General features: G+C 60.7%; 14 protein-coding genes. 7 read left to right on the top strand and 7 right to left on the bottom strand.

The window, feature by feature from the left end; genetic code table 11:
• Nucleotides 1-24: 24 nt before the first annotated feature.
• The 4 genes from ACMG4N_RS09220 to ACMG4N_RS09205 all read left to right on the top strand — a co-directional run bounded on the left by ACMG4N_RS09220 (nt 25) and on the right by ACMG4N_RS09205 (nt 3425).
• The gene (locus ACMG4N_RS09220; RefSeq protein WP_414431360.1) at nt 25-678 is read left to right on the top strand and encodes a hypothetical protein; all 654 of its coding nucleotides are present in this window, start codon (nt 25-27) and stop codon (nt 676-678) included.
• Nucleotides 679-809: 131 nt separating this feature from the next.
• Nucleotides 810-2675, top strand: coding sequence for a bifunctional tRNA (5-methylaminomethyl-2-thiouridine)(34)-methyltransferase MnmD/FAD-dependent 5-carboxymethylaminomethyl-2-thiouridine(34) oxidoreductase MnmC (gene mnmC, locus ACMG4N_RS09215; protein ID WP_414431359.1), 1866 nt, complete (start codon nt 810-812; stop codon nt 2673-2675).
• Nucleotides 2672-3064 carry an MAPEG family protein gene (locus ACMG4N_RS09210; RefSeq protein WP_297762720.1) on the top strand — a complete coding sequence of 131 codons (393 nt, stop codon included), beginning with the start codon at nt 2672-2674 and terminating at the stop codon, nt 3062-3064. The genes mnmC and ACMG4N_RS09210 overlap by 4 nt, the downstream gene beginning before the upstream one ends.
• Nucleotides 3065-3182: 118 nt before the next feature.
• The gene (locus ACMG4N_RS09205) at nt 3183-3425 is read left to right on the top strand and encodes a YheU family protein (protein ID WP_366516894.1); all 243 of its coding nucleotides are present in this window, start codon (nt 3183-3185) and stop codon (nt 3423-3425) included.
• Nucleotides 3426-3575: 150 nt separating this feature from the next.
• Here the strand turns inward: ACMG4N_RS09205 and ACMG4N_RS09200 are convergent, their stop codons facing one another.
• Complete coding sequence (locus ACMG4N_RS09200) at nt 3576-4004, bottom strand: hypothetical protein (protein WP_297762718.1); 429 nt, start codon at nt 4002-4004, stop codon at nt 3576-3578.
• A gap of 267 nt (nt 4005-4271) precedes the next feature.
• Here ACMG4N_RS09200 and ACMG4N_RS09195 point away from each other — a divergent pair, with 267 nt between their 5' ends.
• Both ACMG4N_RS09195 and ACMG4N_RS09190 read left to right on the top strand, forming a co-directional pair.
• Nucleotides 4272-4814 carry a hypothetical protein gene (locus ACMG4N_RS09195; RefSeq protein ID WP_297762716.1) on the top strand — a complete coding sequence of 181 codons (543 nt, stop codon included), beginning with the start codon at nt 4272-4274 and terminating at the stop codon, nt 4812-4814.
• Nucleotides 4815-4884: 70 nt separating this feature from the next.
• The gene (locus tag ACMG4N_RS09190) at nt 4885-5793 is read left to right on the top strand and encodes a hypothetical protein (RefSeq protein WP_297762714.1); all 909 of its coding nucleotides are present in this window, start codon (nt 4885-4887) and stop codon (nt 5791-5793) included.
• Between the two features lie 140 nt (nt 5794-5933).
• Here ACMG4N_RS09190 and ACMG4N_RS09185 read toward each other — a convergent pair whose 3' ends face one another.
• The 6 genes from ACMG4N_RS09185 to smc form a co-directional block, all read right to left on the bottom strand.
• Nucleotides 5934-8366, bottom strand: coding sequence for a TcfC E-set like domain-containing protein (locus tag ACMG4N_RS09185; protein WP_297762712.1), 2433 nt, complete (start codon nt 8364-8366; stop codon nt 5934-5936).
• A 14-nt stretch (nt 8367-8380) separates the two neighbouring features.
• Nucleotides 8381-9061: a fimbria/pilus periplasmic chaperone gene (locus ACMG4N_RS09180; RefSeq protein ID WP_297762710.1), complete on the bottom strand. Its 681-nt coding sequence runs from the start codon at nt 9059-9061 to the stop codon at nt 8381-8383.
• 251 nt (nt 9062-9312) lie between these two features.
• Nucleotides 9313-9894, bottom strand: coding sequence for a transglycosylase SLT domain-containing protein (locus ACMG4N_RS09175; RefSeq protein ID WP_297762708.1), 582 nt, complete (start codon nt 9892-9894; stop codon nt 9313-9315).
• Entirely contained in the window at nt 9891-12227 is a 2337-nt protein-coding gene (gene ligA, locus ACMG4N_RS09170; RefSeq protein WP_414431356.1) for an NAD-dependent DNA ligase LigA, read from the bottom strand. The genes ACMG4N_RS09175 and ligA overlap by 4 nt, the downstream gene beginning before the upstream one ends.
• 261 nt (nt 12228-12488) lie before the next feature.
• The gene (gene zipA / locus ACMG4N_RS09165) at nt 12489-13412 is read right to left on the bottom strand and encodes a cell division protein ZipA (RefSeq protein WP_297762704.1); all 924 of its coding nucleotides are present in this window, start codon (nt 13410-13412) and stop codon (nt 12489-12491) included.
• 58 nt (nt 13413-13470) lie between these two features.
• The gene (gene smc / locus ACMG4N_RS09160) at nt 13471-16968 is read right to left on the bottom strand and encodes a chromosome segregation protein SMC (protein ID WP_297762702.1); all 3498 of its coding nucleotides are present in this window, start codon (nt 16966-16968) and stop codon (nt 13471-13473) included.
• A 566-nt stretch (nt 16969-17534) separates the two neighbouring features.
• Here smc and cysZ point away from each other — a divergent pair.
• A complete protein-coding gene (gene cysZ / locus ACMG4N_RS09155) occupies nt 17535-18314 on the top strand; it encodes a sulfate transporter CysZ (protein ID WP_414431355.1) in 780 nt (259 codons plus the stop codon).
• Nucleotides 18315-18462 lie beyond the last annotated feature (148 nt).

The raw sequence follows: 18462 nt of genomic DNA, 5'->3' as shown, positions 1-18462 counted from the left end.
ACACCTTGCCTCATGATGACAAAGATGAATGTAAAAGTTTGCTATCTGTTGCCGCTGATCGCTGTGCTGGGCCTGGTTTCTTGCGCCACACAGCCCAACCGGGAGCAACCCCCCACGGCCCTGAAGCTGCCAAAACTCAGCACTGAATCAAGCGACCAACAACGCCTGCCGGTGACGCCAACCGCCCAGGCCGTGGACCTGTCGCACTTCCAGGCTCCCCAGCACCTGGCCGGTCTGAAACTGGACGGGGAAATCAGTACCCAACGGGGTCGCACCCTGCACTATCGAAGCGAAGATAAAAAAGAACAGTTATCGCTGACCCTCAGCGGCCTGCCTGCGGGCTGGGATAACATGCCGGCACAGCGTGCTGTCGCCAGTTACTACAGCGAGGTACGACAAAGACGGGTGAACCAGGCCCTGCAAGACAGCGCCAATGCCTTGACCATCGTCAGCGAAACCCTGCTGGATCTGGAGGGTCAGCCCTCCGCCCAGGCACAAATGCGCTGGGTGGAAAAGGGAAGGCCGATCCAGAACCAGTCCCTGCTGGTAACGCTGATCGATGGTGTTTACATCCGCATCAACAATGCCAGCTACCAGCAGAGTCCCCGCTGGCTGCTGCAGCATGGCAAACGGGCGCTGGCCGAGTTCAAGGCGGCACAGAAGGCAGTTGGCAGCTGATAAACCCGGTCCGAGCCTGCGAATCGTTGCTGGCGCTATCTCACCCCAGCCTCCATGCCTGTTAATGGTGAGACCCGCAAGGTATCCTGCCTTCCCTACAGGCACCAACAGCAGACCAATCCCGGCTCGCGATGACACCCCCAACCTTCTCCCCCATCCAGCCGGCCACCGTTGACTGGCAAGAGACCACCCCGGTGGCGGTGGATTTTGACGATCCCTATTTCTCCCGTCAGGACGGCATGGCCGAGAGCGATTACGTGTTTCTGCAGGGCAACCGACTGCCGGAGCGCTTCCGGGCACTGGGCGCCGGCGCCACTTTCGTTATCGGTGAAACCGGCTTCGGTACCGGTCTGAATTGCCTGCTGGCAGCGCGGGATTTTCTGGAACATGCCCCGGACAGCACCCGGCTGCACCTGATCTCCGTGGAAAAGCACCCGCTACGCAAAGCGGATCTGGCCAGGGCCCTGGCTCACTGGCCTGCCCTCTCCTCTCTGGCAGACACCTTGCTGACAGAGTATCCGGCACCCGCACCGGGCTTTCACCGTCTTCAGCTGCACCCTCGTGTGCAGCTGACCCTGCTCCATGGCGATGCTCTGGCGTTGTGGCCACAATTCCACCACCCGGTGGATGCCTGGTTCCTGGACGGCTTTGCCCCGGCCCGCAACCCGGACATGTGGCAGCCAGAACTGTTCGCCCAACTGGCCAGACTGAGTCGGCCCGGCACCACCCTGGCCACTTTTACGGCCGCCGGGGTTGTCCGTCGTGGATTGGCCGAGGTCGGCTTTGTCATGCACAAGCGCGATGGTTACGGCCACAAACGGCATATGTTGGTTGGCGAGATCGAGGGCCTGCAAGCCCCCCACCCCGCACCGGCATCAGGGCACATCCTGGTCGTCGGTGCCGGGCTCGCCGGGTCCACCACAGCCCGGGCCCTGGCCGAGCGGGGCTGCCGGGTAACGGTGCTGGACCCGGATGGTGTCGCCAACCATGCGTCCGGCAACCTGGCCGGGGTGGTCTACAGCACCCCCAGCCCCCATCTCACCTCCCAGAACCGCTTCTATCAGCAAAGCTACGGCCACGCCCTGCGCTGGTTGCACCGCCACGGATACCCGGCACAACCGGAAGACGGCAACCTGAACGGGGTGATCCAGCACTACGTGGATGAGCGCCAGCGAGACAAGCTGGAGCAGGCCATGACAACCAGGGCCTGGCCACAGGAGCTGCTTCAGCCCCACGGCGATAATGCCGTGCAACTGCTCGGCGGCGGCTATCTGCGGCCGGACCGCTGGTGCCAGCATTTGCTGAACCACCCCGCCATCAGCCAGCTGTCAGCCCGGGTGGTGTCCCTGGAAGAAGGCGCCCCGGCGCGGGTGACGCTGGAACACGGGGAGACGCTCAGTGCCGATGCCGTCGTCCTGTGTACCGCCGGGCAAAGCGAGTCCCTGCCTGGCCTGGGCTGGTTACCGCTCAAACATATCCGGGGGCAGGTGAGCTATTGTCGGGCCACCGAGGCATCCCGGCGCTGGCAACAGGCCCAATGTCATGGCGGTTACCTGACCCCGGCCCTGAACGACCTGCACTGCGTCGGCGCCACCTTCAAGCTCCACGAAGATCACACCCATGCCACCGACAGCGACGATGCGGAAAACCTGGCCCAGCTGAAGCACTACCTCCCCACCCTCTGGCAGGAGCTGGGTGGCGACCACATCCAGATCGTCGACCGGCGTGTCGCATTCCGTTGCCAGAGCATCGATTTCCTCCCCCTATGCGGCCCGTTGCCCGTGGCCACGGACAATCCCCACCGCCCGGCACAAGGGCTCTACCTGAATGTGGCACACGGCAGCCGCGGCATTACCGGCAGCCCCTTGTGTGCGGAGCTGATCGCCGACATGATCTGTGGCCAGCCGCTACCGACGGATCAGGAAATGATTGACGCCCTGGCCCCGGCCCGGTTTATTGTCCGCAAACGCAAAAAACAACCCGAGTGGATGCCATGACCCTAGTCAGCTTGCCGATTACCGCCCTCTACGCCGCCCTCAGCGGCTTCCTGATCATCGCCCTGGCCGCCAACGTGGTGCGTCTTCGTCTGGGCAAGAAAGTCTCCCTGGGCGATGGCGGCCACAAGGACGTAAGCCGCGCCATCCGCGCCCACGGCAACACCATTGAATACATTCCGCTAGCGCTGATCCTCATGGCCCTGCTGGAAATCAACGGCGGCGGCAGTACCGCCCTGCACCTTTACGGCATCCTGCTGGTAGGCGGCCGAGCCCTCTACAGCTACGGCATGCTAATCCCCCGCAGCAGCGCCAACCTGGCTCGCCAGCTGGGCGTGGTGACCTCCTGGCTGGTGATACTGGGTGCCGGTATTCAGCTGCTGGTGATTTGAAGACCCTTTCCGTAGGAGCGGCGCTTGAGCCGCGAAGCATTTGGAGCAATATTGCCGAAGCACTCGCGGCTCAAGCGCCGCTCCTACGGAATAAATGCCTCAGTCAACATGGAATCTTATGCCTCCCATCATCGTCCCCTGGAAAGACCTCCCACCCGACACCCTCACCAACCTGATCGAAGAGTTCGTCACCCGAGACGGCACCGATTACGGTGATCAGGAAATCCCCACCTCCACCAAAGTGGAGCAGGTCCGCAATCAGCTAAAGAAACAGGAAGCGTTTGTGGTATTCGATGAGGTGACGGAGAGCGTGTCGGTGATGGGCAAGGAGCAGGCTAATGAGGCAGTTAACAGTGAATAGTGAATAGTTAACAGCTACGCGAAACCGCGTTTATTGTTCTGAAACGAAAGAGGCCGCGCCCAAAGTCTGGACGCGGCCTCTTGCGCTTCAAAAACCTGAAAAACCAGCCCGCGACGCTACTAACTATTCACTATTCACTGTTAACTGCCTTCAAGCGATCGCCCCTTCACGCGCCCACTCACAGCGCACTCTCAGCGGCGCCTCGGACGGTTCGTGGCAGACTTCTGCACTGTCCCAGACAAAGGTGTGGAAGCCGGACAGCTCGGTTTCCAGGTGTACCACCGCATTCACCCAGTACATGTTCTTGAGCAGGGATTCGAACTTGGCGATCCAGTGCTCCCACTCATACTCCACCGCCCGGTAGGACATACCGAAGTGGATCACCTGGGTCTGGAAGGTACCTCCCATCAGGTCATCGCCGGGTACAGAGAACATTTCCCGGCACAAGAACGGCCATTCATCGGCCTGCGGGAGCTGGCGAACGGCCCGGCGGTTATGAAAGCAATGGGTCTTGCGTTCCTGCAAGCTGCCAAACGGCAAATGTTTTATACACCCGTAAACGATGGATTCGTTATCCAAGCTGCCCCCTGACTGCACTGCTCATCTGACCCGCACTTTAGCAAAGCCATCCGCTTTTGTGAGCGGTAAATCGTTGAAACACGTGAAATTGCTGTACTGAACGCAAATCAGTAAAGCAGAGACACCGCCCATCGCATAAATAACGAGATGCAGATCACATTCCACTGCACACATGGCAGTATCGCTTTCAATATAAGGCCTGAGGCGCGATTGGGGTTGTCCAGGCTTACATAACACTCTTGTCCATCCGCTTAAGGGAATGACACCATGACAATCAAATTCTTTGTACCGGCTATCTTCTCCAGCGCCCTGCTTGCCTCCGGCCTGGCCATGGCTGCATCCGATGGCAGCATGGGAACCGGCGCCAGTGCCTCGTCCACTGGTACTGCCGTGATTACCCTGAACGTGCCAGACCTGATCAAGATCAGCGACATGAACGACATGACCATCAACCAGGGAAACAGCTTTTCCGCCACCGATAACGTGTGCGTGTTCCGTAATCTGGCCGGTGGCTATGGCGTCGTGGCGCAGAGCAGCAATGACGCTAACGGAGCCGGTACCAGCGGCGCTTTCACTCTGAGTGACGGCGGCACCAGTGAGGTCAACTATTCTGTAACCTGGGATGGGACTACGCTGACCGAAGATACCGCCGAAACAGGCCTCACGAGCAGCAATACCACCGAAGCCAACTGCCAGACCTCTGGCCCCAATGTGGCCCTCGGCGTCAGTGCTACGGAGAATCAGGTGGGTGCAGCCACTACTGCTACCGATCACACCGATACACTGACCGTGATCATCACTGCGGAATAAGCACCAGACAGATGGGCCGGAAACCCCGGCCCATCTGCTATAGTGCTAATTTTACGATAAAGAGAACCCTATGTGGTTGCGTATTATCGCAAGCAGCATGCTGCTTTTTTTCACAGCACATGCTCAGGCCCACATCCGCACCGATCCAAATGCCTTTACTACCACCTTTACCTGGAACGGCGGCGATCTGAATCACAGCTTTGAACTGTGTGTCAGCTCCGTGCAGCAACCCAATCCGCAAGGCAACACACCGATTGATTATGCCGTCGAGGCTCAGGGCCCTTTTGAGGTAGTTTCCGGCGCCGACAGCATTCCGGTTACGCTGTCGTGGGACGACCTTGTCGGTGGCCAAGCAGCGACACTGCAACCAAACCTCTCTACCGCAGAAATCTTTACTGGTGCTGCGCGTTACTGCCCCGGCGGCAATAACGCCCGTCTGGACGTATATGCCAGTGGCACAGACATCCAGGCCGTGCCCCCTGGTACCTACACTAGCCAGTTCAATTTCACCGCCACCAACTCAGGCAGGGGCAAGTCTTCCGCCAACTTCACCGTCAGCGTGGATATCACCATCCCCAACTCCATCCAGGTCACCCAGATCGATGACATCGCCCTGGGGACGTTCGATGGCAACAACAATATTACCCGCTCCGAAACCCTTTGCGTTTACCAGGCCAATGGCGGCCAGTACGCGGTTACCCTCACCGGCAGCGGCAACGGCGGCGCCTTTGAGCTGATATCCGCTGGCAGCAGCGTGCCCTATGCGGTGAGTTGGAACGATGGCAACGGCGCCCAGACCGCCACCGCCGGCATCCCCCTGCCCGGCATGGGTAACAGCCGCAGCGGCGACCCACAATGCAATGGTGGCGCCAGCAACAATGCCACCGTCAGCGTTGACGTACTCGCTACCGATATGAGCGCCGCCACTGCATCCGGCACCCACAGCGGCGTGCTGACGATCATGGTTGAAATGCAGTGAACAGTTAACAGTGAATAGTGAACAGCTTCGCGGGACCGGCTTGTTGGTTCTGAACGCCAAGAGGCCGCGCCCAAACTCTGGACGCGGCCTCTTTGTTTTCAACACACAACCAATTTTCACGCGCAGCTATTCACTGTTAACTATTCACTGTTAACTGAACAAACCACCGCCCCCAACCGCGCCACCCCGTGCTGGATCTGCGCCGCCCCGGTCTGCAGGGTGCAGCGACCTTCAGCGGTTTCCACATAAAGGCTGCCCAGACTGGATTCCGGGAGTTCCAGCTGGAAGTAGCCATCCTCGTCGGTGAATACCAGATTGTCGAAACCGGGACCCTGAATGCGGGCACGGGAAAGGATATTGCCTTCGCTATCCTGCAGACGCCCCAGGGCCACCATCACTCTTTGCAGCTCCCAGGCCAGCATCGCCACATTGCCCGGGTACAGCACCACGTCGCGGGGCGTGCTATCCAGATTCACAAAGTCGGTACCGCGATCACGCAGGGCGATCTTGTGTACCTGATAGGCCGGTAACGTCAGGGTGGCCGAGCTCCCCCCCTTCACCACCATCTCCGGATTTCCGTCGACCAGCACGTCGAATAACGCGCCGTCGGCGCCATCGAGCTTCAGCAGCACCGCCGAATCATTCAGCTGTTCACCACCCAGAGCGGCACCATCACCAATCACCAGACTGGTGTCATAACGCACGCTGGTCAGGGTATCGCGGCCACCACGGTCGGAATCGTTAAAGGCCACATCGGCCCGACCACGTCCATGGCGGGAGCCGTATTCACTGTTGAGCAGCACGGACTGACGACCCGGATCAAAGTTGACCCCCGCCCCCAGCGTCAGGTCCGCATCAAAACGGTCCCGGTCATTCCAGGCACTGGCCCAGGCGGCATTCACCCCATCCTCGGTACCGGGCGCATCGTCCTGAACCCAGCCCAGGTTGGCCTGATGCTGCCAGTCCGGACGGGTCATCAACCAGTTGGCGCCAAGCAGAATCTGATTGTCACCGTCGTTTCGCGTCAGGCTTGCAGACAGGTTGACCACCTGACCACTGCCCACCCGAAAGGTATGCAGATAGGCTGCCGAACTGATGGTCTGTTCGTTGGCACGACCCAGTCGCTGGCGACGATGGGAAAATACCAGCTGCCCTCGCCCTGCCGGCACCCAGAGCTCGGCGCTGTCACGGCGCACAGAGCGAGGCAGCAGCCGATACTCCTCTACATCAAACTCAACATCGAAGACGGCCGGATCGTCAGTCCAGACCCGCTGGCTGTCGAACTGGAAGCGCAAGTCCCTGAAGTTGGCATTACCGCGCAGGGTAAAACCACTGCCACCCTCACTTTCCACAAAGGTGCTGGCAAATAGCTGGGAATAACGGGAAAACCAGTCACCACTGACTTCCAGCAAGGCCTGCTCACCGGTAGCCGCCATCGCCACCCCGCCACCCCAGGAATCCGCGAAACGCTGGCGCAAACCCGTCATAAAGAGGGCGGTCTGTCTGTCTTCCGGCAACACCTGGTCACGGGCGAAGGCCGTTGCCTGGCCGAGCTGGGCGAACCACAACTTCTCGCCCTGCGGCGCCAGACGGCGACTTTTCACAAAAAACTGTTCTTCCACGCGGGTGTTGCCATTGGCATCGGTGATGCGCAATTCCAGCGTGTAGGCCCCGGTGGGCAGACGGGCGGTCTCCAGGCGGCGGCGCCCGGATTCCAGAAACTGGCTGCCGTAAAGGCGGCCATCCTTGTACACCTCAATGCGGCTTCGCGATGACAGGAACACTTCCACGGACGTGGCAAAGGCTTCCTCAAGGTCCTGACGGCGCACCAGCGAACGGGACACACCGACCCCGGCGATCGGCTGGCGGTCAATCACCGTCAGCATGTCACTGTTGGGCTGAAACAGGCCGGCGGTGACCTGGTGATCCGGGTAGTTGCGCTGCCAGCCCAGCTCATCAATCGACAGGGACTGCTCATCGGTGCTGACCCAGTTGGCAAAGCCATACTGGGCCCCCCGGCCTACCAGGCTACGGCCAAACAAACTGGTGTTGTTCTCCCCTTCGGCACTCCCTGCGTGACTGAAGCTCAGATTCTGCACACCGCCCCAGCGGGTTTCTGTGGGCTCAGGCAGATAACGGGGCGCCAGCGCTTCCGGGGCGTCCAGGTAGTTGGGGTGGATAAACAGGTCTGCCCGGAAGCGCTGCTCGTCGAAAATCACACCGGCGACTTTCGGCTCGATCAGACCGCAGTCCTGCTGGTGTTCGCTGACACAAACCTTGTCACCGTGGGGGTCCAGCGGCGTGGACAGCACCGCCAGCAGCCAGGGCTCCGGTTTCACCTGAGGCATGGCGCCGATCAACGCATCCGGCTCCAGGAAGGTGATTTCCTCAGGGGAATAACGGGCAGGGGTAGACATCACCAGGCGATCGCCGAAGTACACATCCACCAGGGTTTCCTGCGGCTCCATTAGCGTTTCGAACCCGGGCGGCACCGCATAATCCGCCGCCATGGCCTGTCCTGCCAGCACAGCAACCAGCAGGGCAATCCACCCGACCTGCCAACGCTTGCCCATGACGACCGTTCCGATCAGGGGTAACGCTGCTGCCGGGTCTCACCGGCAGTGGTGAGATTGAAACGCACCGGCGCATCCATGGGTAATGCCAGGGTAACGCTGTTACCCGGATAGAGGCGGCGCCCCTGCACTGGCTGACAGGGCTGGGTCGACGGGCTCGGTGGGCACTGCTCCCCTTCATGCAGCAGCACATTGACGTTGCCCTTGTTGGTCAACGTCAGGGACTTGCCATCGCGCTGGCCTTCCAGCGACACCCCGCTTTGCGACGGGGCCACAAACACCAGCAGCTGGTAACCCACCAGCACCCGTACTCCGGTGCCCTCCATCTGCTCCGGCGGCGCCACAGGCTTCAGATCTACCCGGTAGACCTTCTCCATGTCGCCATTACCATCCAGATTCACCAGTCGCACCCGGCGGCTTCCTCCCGGCGGCACCATCAGCCGTCGTGGCGTTGCAATTAAAGGCGCAGACTCCGGATCCTTCACCGGCAAGCGCTGCTCACGATCGGTACCGGGATCACTCACGGTAAGAATGCCCACATCCACAAACAGGGGCTCCTCACCGGGATTACCGATGACCACATCCTGACGCGGTGATTTGTCGGCGGGAAAATGAACAATGGCCTTGTCCACCTGCATGGCATACGCGGCCATGGCCCCACCTGCCCACAGCAGCAGACCGAATACAAAACGCAAAGTGTGTTCCCCTTAATCCATCGGTCCGCAAAGACCTTTTTTGTGCTTCTGATCACATTTTCACAGCGAACCACATTCAAACCGACCGGATTCCGATAAGACCGGAAAAACGGCAGTTCAGCGGTAAAAGGCAGTGACTAGCTGCGAGCGGCTAGCGGCAACGCGGGCAAGTTTGTTGCTAAATGAATCAACTCGAAACAGCGCCGGAAGGTTTTGATTTAGCTTCCAGCTCGTAGCTAGACGCTGCATTTTCAACGCCCGCAGCTATTCATCTGCTGCTGATAGCGGTTAGCCATGCTGGCGGTGCGCTGTGCCGCGCCCTTCATCCATTTATTGTTCTTCCAGGTGCCACGGGCATAACCGCCGTGACCTGCATAATAATTGAGGTACAAGTTGTAGGTATCGTTACGGGCGACGCCGTTTTTCCTGTGGCTCTGATAGTGATACCAGCCCACAAACCGCACCGCATCCTTGAAGTCATCGCGATCTGCACCATGGCGACCGGTGTCATCCTGATACCATTGCCAGGTGGAATCCAGCGCCTGGGGATAACCGTAGGCCGAGGAAGGCCGCTTCCAGGGGATAAACCCCAACAGCTTGGTACGGGGCGGTTTGGCCCGGGCATTGAAGCCGGATTCCTTGTAGATGGTCGCCATTAACACCGGTACCGGCACGCCGTATTCCTTTTCCGTGTTCTTGGCGTACTTGTACCAGTTGTTGAACCAGCCACCCCGCTGGTCGAACACCGCACAGACATTGTCTGTCTGGGTCGGGGTGCCAGCGCAGCCACCCAGAAGCAGTGCCGCCAACAGCAGGGTAAGCCTGATTCTCATAATGCTCCCGGATCAATACCGTGTTGTTCGAATACGGACAGTAGCGCGGCCTCATCACAGACCTCAACCCCCAGGGACTCCGCCTTGGCAAGCTTGGAACCGGCGGCAGCGCCGGCCACTACCATGGATGTATTCTTGGACACCGAGCCGGACACTTTGGCTCCCAACTGCTGCAGGCCCTGCTTTGCCTGGTCACGGGTGAATTGTTCCAGAGTGCCAGTGAGCACCCAGGTCTGCCCTTCCAGGGGGCGACTTTCCGTCTGCGCCGGAGCGCGGGCGACCAGCTCGGCCACCATGGCTTCAGCGTCCTGCAAGCGGGCCTGCCAGCTGTTGTCCGCCAATGCCTTGGCCAGCTGCGTCATCACACCGGAGCGTACCCCTTTGGGTTCTGCACCGGCGCCTTCCGCAGCCCCGGCACTCAGCTCGGTAACGCTGCGGTAATGGTTGCCCAGCGCGTCCAGTGACTTGTCACCGATACCCTCAAGGTTCATCCCCAACCGCTTCGCGGATTTCAACAGCTGCGCCAATGTCAGGCCGTTCACAAACGCCGCAGACGGTTCACCGCTGGACTGCGGGTTCACCCCGGCGGCCAGCAGGCCATCAATCACTGCCTCGTTATCGGCTTCGGCAAAGAAGGCGCCAATGGCCTTGGCCACTTCCATGCCCACATCCGGCACCGCCAGCAGCAATAACAACGGGGCCCGACGAATCGTGTCCAGGTCACCAAAACAGTCCGCCAGGCTTTTGGCCGTTTCCTCGCCAATCTGCAAAATGCCCAGGGCAAACAGAAAACGCCCCAGGCCCACCGTCTTGGAATCTTCCAGCGCGGCGATCAGGTTATCCGCAGACTTTTCGCCCATGCGCTCAAGGCCAGCCACCTGCTCCGCCTTCAGCCGGTAAAGATCGGCCACGGTGGCAATGAGCTGCTGATCCACCAGCGCATCCACCAGCTTGTCGCCCAGGCCATCGATATCCATGGCCCGGCGCGAGGCAAAATGCTTGATCGCCTCACGCTGCTGAGCGCCGCAGATCAGGCCACCGGTACAACGGGCCACCACCTGGTCATCACCACGGAGAATCTCGCTGCCACACACCGGACAGCTCGGCGGCAGGGAAATACCCTGTGCCTCCGCCGGGCGCCGTTCCGGCAACGCCCGTACTACCTTGGGGATCACATCCCCGGCCCGGTACACCACCACGGTATCGCCAATGCGAATATCCAGCCGCTGGATTTCGTCGATATTGTGCAAGGTGGCGTTGCTCACGGTAACGCCGCCCACCTGCACCGGCTCCAGCCTCGCCACCGGGGTCAGGGCACCAGTGCGCCCCACCTGCCAGTCCACGCCGTTGAGCACAGTGAGTTCTTCCTGGGCAGGAAACTTGTGGGCAATCGCCCAGCGCGGTGCCCGGCTGACAAAGCCCAGGTCCCGCTGCCAATCAAACCGGTTGACCTTGTAGACCACACCATCGATGTCGTAACCGAGGCGGTCACGCTTTTCCAGAATACCGTGGTAGAAATCCAGCAATGCCTCCACCCCTGCACACACGCGCACTTCGGGGTTGACCCGCAGGTTCCAGCTGCGCATGGCATCGAGCATGTCAGCGTGGGTGGCTGGTTCAGGCACACCTTCCAGTTGCGCCATGGAATAGGCGTAGAATTCCAGCGGCCGGCTGGCAGTGATGCGCGAATCCAGTTGCCGCAGGCTGCCGGCGGCGGCATTGCGGGGGTTGGCGAAGACCTTCTGCCCCGCCTCTTCCTGTCGGGCATTCAACGCCGCAAAGCCCTCATGGGGCATAACGACTTCGCCCCGCACCTCAAGCCGCGACGGCACCGTGTCACCCCGCAATGTCAGGGGTACCGAACGTATGGTGCGGGCATTAACGGTGATGTTCTCACCGGTCTGGCCATCGCCGCGTGTTGCCGCCCGAACCAGTTCGCCGTCCAGATACAACAGGGAAATCGCCAGCCCGTCCAGCTTGGGCTCGGCCACATAATCGACAGTGTCCGACACATCCAGCCGCTCACGCACGCGCTTGTCGAAGGCACGCAACTCGTCATCATCAAAGGCGTTGTCCAGGCTGAGCATGGGCACTTCGTGCTGCACCTGATCGAACGCTTCCAGCGGCACATCGCCTACCCGCTGGGTGGGTGAATCCGCAAACACCAATGACGGATGCGCCGCCTCCAGGGCCTGCAATTCGCGATAAATACGATCGTACTCCGCATCCGGCACCGCCGGATCGTCGAGCACATAATAGCGATAGGACCAGTCATTGAGCTGATCGCGGAGGTGCTGGGCTTTGTGAATGATGTCTTGGGAAGGCTGGCTCACGGGACGGGGATTTCCTGTGTCTTATCTTTTTAGGAGGCGGGTTGCCGGCGCGAACCGGTGTTGCCTCCTTTCCACCGGTTCGCGCCTCGAGAGGCGCTCCTACGGTGCCATATCAAAGGGAGGGTGCACTGAGCCTGGGCGAACTGCACCTTTCCGGCCTTTGCATGGTGCAGTTCGCTTAGGCTCAGTGCACCCTACGTTCCAGCCCGCAACGGTGCGGCTTTTCCTCGCAGCTAGCAGCTCGAAGCTAGTAGCTGCTTTTTACGCGCTCGGCACCCGCTGGCGGCGTTCGAATTCCTGCACTCGCTGGCGCAAATGTTCCATGGTCTGCGGGGTCAGCACACTGTGCTGTTCGTCTTTCAGGTCACCGTCCAGTTCACTGGCCAGGCGACGGCAGATGGACAGCATCTTGTCCAGCGCACCCAGAGCGTCCGTGGCACCCGGCAGTTTCAGGAAGAAGGTCACCCCGGCAAAGGTCTTTTCTTCCATGGTGTCCAGGTCGAAGGTGCCCGGCTCTACCGCATTGGCCATGGAAAACTGCAGCTCATCGCGGCCATCCAGAGTGACATGCCGATGGAAGATGTTCATCTGCCCGTAACGCAGGCCGGATTCCAGCAGCAATCGCAGCAGATCGTTACCGGCAAAGGGCGCGCCACGATGGGCAATCAGGTGCACCACGATCACTTCCAGCACCGGCTGGGGTTCGCGGTGGCGCTCCGTCTTTCTTTCCTGCGGTCGCTCGACCGGTTTCTTCTCGACAGGCCGTTGCTCCACTGCCGGTTTCGGCGGCTCGCGGGGCGGTTCCGGTTGTTTCGGCGGTTCCCGGTATGTCTTGGGCTCGTCCACCGGCTCGGGCTCCCTGTCGCCGTCGAACAGGTTCTGTTGTTCGGCGGTGGGGATCTCCTCGGTAACGGCTTCGTCCGGCTCCATCATGGTGGGCGGCGCGTCAGCCCGCTCCTGCGAGTCCATTTCCATGGCCCGACGTACCACACGGGCGGTGCCAATCAGCTCCGGGTTGTAATCGCTTTTCTCGGGTTCGTCTTCCTGAGCATCCCGGTAACGCGGGTCGATACGCATACGCAGCCGACCCTGCCGTTCCTTGATCATACGACGGACACCGTCCGCCAGGATCAGCAGGATCAAAATAACCAGAATGCCAATCAATGTTTCCAGATTCAGGCCCATTGCCTCATCTTCCTTGCTTGCGCTGAAGTGCCACCATTACGGAGAGCACCGGATTGCCTTACATAGCCGCCATTTCGGCAGCTTCTTCCACATCGACCGATACCAGACGGGACACACCAGGCTCGTGCATGGTGACCCCCATCAGGGTAGCAGCCATCTCCATCGCAATCTTGTTATGAGTAATGTAGATGAATTGTACTTTTGCGGACATTTCCGACACCAGGTTACAGAAACGCCCCACGTTCGCATCGTCCAACGGCGCATCCACCTCATCGAGGAGACAGAATGGCGCCGGGTTGAGCTGGAAGATACTGAATACCAGGGACAAAGCGGTCAACGCCTTCTCCCCCCCTGACAACAGGTGAATGGTGCTGTTGCGCTTGCCCGGGGGCCGCGCCATGATCGTGACACCGGTATCGAGCAGGTCGTCGCCGGTGAGCTCCAGGTAGGCATGACCGCCACCGAACACCTTGGGGAACAGTTCCTGCAGGCCCCGGTTGATGCGGTCGAAGTATTCCTTGAAGCGCGCCCGGGTTTCCCGGTCGATCTTGCGAATGGCGTTTTCCAGGGTGTTGAGCGCGTCTTCCAGGTCCGCGTTCTGGCTATCCAGGTAGTTCTTGCGCTCGGACTGCTGCTGGTATTCGTCGATGGCCGCCAGGTTGATCTGGCCCAACCGTGAAATACGCTGGCCGATCATATCCATTTCCCGGGCCCACTCCTGCTCGTTGGCTTCCTCGGGCAGGTTTTCCAGCACGGTGTCCAGGTCGAAGTTGTGCTCGCCCAGCTGCTCGGCCACGGTCTGGCGGCGGGTGGTCAGGTCCTGCCACTGCATCCGCTTCTGATCCATGGTGCTGCGGATTTCCTGGGCCTGGCGCTCGAACTGGCCGCGCTGGCCTTCCAGGTTACGCATCTCGTGGTCCACCGCTTCCAGTTCACGGCGGGCCTCGGTGAGCTTGTGCTCCGCTTCCAGGCGCACTTCCAGTTTCTCTTCCAGCTGCATCTGCAGCTCGGTGCCCGGCTCGTCGCCCTCGTTGGTCTGCTCTTCCAGCAACGCCTTGCGCTCGGCCAGGGCCTGCACCTGGGATTCCAGGCGGCTCAGATTCTGGCGCAGGGAATCCGCCTGGGTGCGGGCGCCCTGCACTTCCATGGCCAGATGGTGGGACTGGTCACGGGCATGGCGGGCTTTCTGGCGTGCCTCATCCAGACGCAGGCGCAGCTCATCACGGCGGGACAGCAAGGCTTCGCGCTGACCGCTGTCGGCCTCCATGGCGTCCAGCGCTTCTGCCAGCACACCCCGAGCCTCTTTCATCTGTTCCTGTTCCTGGGCGTGCTGCTCATTGGCTTCTTCCAGCTCACGGCCCAGACGCTCACGGCGCATGGTGATCTGCTCCAGACGCACCTGGCGGGCGCTGACCTGGGCATTGATCTCACCCAGCTCCCGGTTGATGCGGCTGGCCTGGCGCTGTACGTCCTCGCGCTCTTCTTCCAGTTCACCGATCTGTTCCCGGGTGCTGTCCAGTTGTTCTTTCAGGTCATCCACGGTGGCCTGCAGGGTCTCGATCTCGCCCTCCAGTTGCTCCAGCTCGCGACGGCGCTCGAGAATACCGGCTTCCTGATCTTCCTCTTTGGCCACCTTCAGCCAATCCGGGCCCAGGCAGATGCCGTCACGGGTGACCACGGATTCGTAAGCGTCCAGTTGCCCGCGCAGGGCCAGAGCGGCGTTCAGGTCATCCGCCACATAGACGCCGGCGAGCAGGCCTTCCGGTACCTGGCCCTGTACATGATCTCGGAGCAGTTTGCCCTTGCTGCCTGAGCCCTTCACCGAGGCCGGGCTGAACAGGGCCAGGCGGCCATGGGACAGATCGCCCAGCCAGTCGCTGACCTGGTCCAGGCCGCTGATCGCCACCGCCTGGATGCTGTCACCCAGCACCGCTTCCAGGGCCTTTTCCCACCCTTCGTCTACCTGCACCTGATCGGCCAGGCGCGGTTCGGCATCCAGCTCGTGACGGTTGAGCCAGTCGCTCACCGCCCCATCATCGCCCATGGCGGCTTTTTGCAAGGCTTCCAGAGAGGTACGACGGCCCTTCAGGGTTTGCAGCTTCTCGCGGGCCTCGTCCAGCTGACGGCCCCGGTCGCCGTTTTCCCGGCGCATGCGGTTGATGTCTTCCTGCAGGGATTCGCTGCGCAGTTCGTTTTCTTCTGACTGGCCGCGATATTGTTCCACCTGCTCTTCCAGCTGGCGCATTTCCTGGGCCAGCGGACCGGAATCCAGGGATTCCTGTTCTTTCTTGAGGCGCTCAATCCGCTCTTTCAGGCGATCCTGGGATTTTTCCAGATGCTGAATGCGGGACTGCTCCACCTCGGCCTGGCGGCGGGATTCCCCGGACTGGCCGTTGAATTCTTCCCACTCCTGCTGCCAGTTCTGCATGGTTTCTTCGGCCAGGGCCAACGCCTCGGCGGACGCTTCCTGCTGCTCACTGATCAGCTCCAGCTCCGGCTCACGCTCGGCGAGGATGGCATCCAGTTCCGCCACCTTCTCGCTGTCCACCCGCAGGTGTTCATCGGATTCCTGCCAGCTGGCCTTGATCTGGTCCAGCTCTTCGTAGAGCTGCTGCTTGCGCTCGCGCTGGTGTTGAATGCTCTGTTCCAACCGCGCCACTTCCGCGCCCAGGGCATAAAAGTGCTGCTGCACCTGGTTGAAATGCTCCTGCACCTCGTGGTGTTTCTCGCGCAGGCGCTCCACTTCTGCATCCACGTGGCGCTGCTCGGCCACCTTGGCTTCCATGGAGACATCCAGCTCGCCAATCACGTGGTCGAGCTGCTTGACCTGGCCATCCAGCCCCTTCCAGCGCAAGGCCTTGAGCTGGGCGCCCTTGAGGCGCTCCTCTTCCTTGTACTGCTTGTACTTTTCCGCCGCGCTGGCCTGACGGCTGAGGCGCTCCAACTGGCGCTCCAGCTCGTCACGGATATCGGTGAGGCGTTCCAGGTTCTCCCGGGTGCGGCGGATGCGGTTTTCGGTCTCGCGACGGCGGGCCTTGTACTTGGAAATCCCTGCCGCTTCTTCGATATAGACCCGCAGCTCTTCCGGCTTGGCTTCGATCAGCCGGGAAATCATCCCCTGCTCGATAATCGCGTAGCTGCGCGGGCCCAGGCCGGTGCCCAGGAAGATGTCGGAAATGTCCTTGCGCCGGCACTTGGTGCCGTTGAGGAAATAGTTGGACTGGCCGTCGCGGGTCACCTGCCGCTTCACCGAGATTTCGTTGAACTTGCCGTATTCGCCGGTAACGGTGGCGTCGGAGTTGTCGAAGATCAACTCGATGGAGGCCTGGGCCACGGGCTTGCGGGCATTGGAGCCATTGAAGATCACGTCCGCCATGGACTCACCACGCAGGTGCTTGGCGGAAGATTCCCCCATCACCCAGCGGACCGCATCAATGATATTGGACTTCCCACACCCGTTGGGCCCCACCACGGCGGTGAGATTCTCCGGGAAATTGGTGGTGGTAGGGTCCACAAAGGATTTGAACCCGGCCAGTTTTATGGATTTCAGTCGCATAGTGTCTGCTTAAACTCGGGCCAACAGGCCAAAAATTGGGCGAAAACAGGGATTTTCGCCGCCCCCTGAAGCGATTACGGCGCACCGTGGGCATTAAAAGGGGTAAGTCTAGCGACAACCCGGACTGAATTCATCAGCCGCAACGCCCTGTTTACAATAAGGCCAAGAATGCCGAGCCCCTCCGGGCGCTCTGGTTACATGGCGATAATGCCGTCGCCGGGCGGTTCGCCATGCAAGCATGGGCTCCTGCAAAGTCGGAGGCGAATTGAAAACAAGTGCAAAAGCCGGGCCCGGTTCACACGCTCTGCCCAGCCCTTGCCTGCACCGACACCCGGTGGAGCCTTACTCGCAAGGCAAAGAGCTCCCGGTCAAGGCGTTCGCCTTGCAAGCAAGGCTCCAACAGTGGACCGGTGACCCGGAAACGGTGGCTGGCTGACCCTGATAGCCCTTTACCTTACCAGCAAGGCTCCAACGAGCACGGGAGGATGAGACTTGCCGGCAGGGGCTTTCCCTTTTCACTTTCTGCTTGTAGCTTGTAGCTGCTTTCTCACAGCCAAGGATTTGCCGTGTCTCAAGTTGCCGACGCCATCAGCTATCTCAAACGCAGTGTCACCATGGCGAAAAGCCGGGAGCTGCGAACCTATGTGATCATTCCTCTGATCTTCAACATCCTGGTGTTCGGCGGCCTCTACTGGCTCAGCGGCAGCTGGATCGCTGGCTGGATCGCTGCGGCCACAGCGGACTGGGCACTGACCGGGTCGTTGAGCTTCCTCAACGGGGCCCTGCATTTCCTGGTCGACGCCGCCATTCTGCTGGTCTGGGTCCTGCTGCTGGCACTGTTTGCCAGCGTCTTCTCCATCGGCGTGCAGTTGATCGCCGCCCCCTTCATGGGCTTTCTGGCGGAAAAGGTAGACATCCAGACCACCGGCCACCCCATGCCCGACGAATCCATCCCGGCCATGATCCTGCGGACTTTCAAGCGCGAACTGCGCAAGACCTGGTACTGGCTGTGGCGGGCAGTGCTGATTCTGTTTGTGGTGCTGGTGGTCTACTTCATCCCGGTAGTGAACGTGTTCGCCTCGGCCATCTGGTTCCTGTGGTCCGGCTGGCTGCTGGCCATGCAGTACATCGACTTCGGCGCCGATAACCGCCAGGTGCCCTTTGAGGTAATGCTGGAGCGCCTGAAAAGCAAACGCTGGCTGGTACTCACCTTCGGCGCCGTAGTCATGGGCCTGACCATGCTGCCGCTGGTGAACCTGTTCATCATGCCGGTGGCGGTGATCGCGGGGACGCTGATCTGGGTGGAGGAATTGGCACCGCAAACAACGGATCAAGCCCCCCTGTAGGAGCCCATGCTTGCATGGCGAACCGAGCCCCGGCGAGGAAACGGCGGTGAGGTTTGCTCCCACTCTTATCAGAAAGACCTGCAGAGCGCCGATACACCTGATCGCCCCCGGATCAAGCCCGGGGCAGGCTCTGCGGGCGATTTCCTCG

The sequence above is a fragment of the Alcanivorax sp. IL2 genome (assembly GCF_047495475.1).
Lineage (GTDB): Bacteria > Pseudomonadota > Gammaproteobacteria > Pseudomonadales > Alcanivoracaceae > Alcanivorax.
Note: the sequence above shows the minus strand (reverse complement) of the source record. Positions and strands in the feature narration are given on the sequence as shown.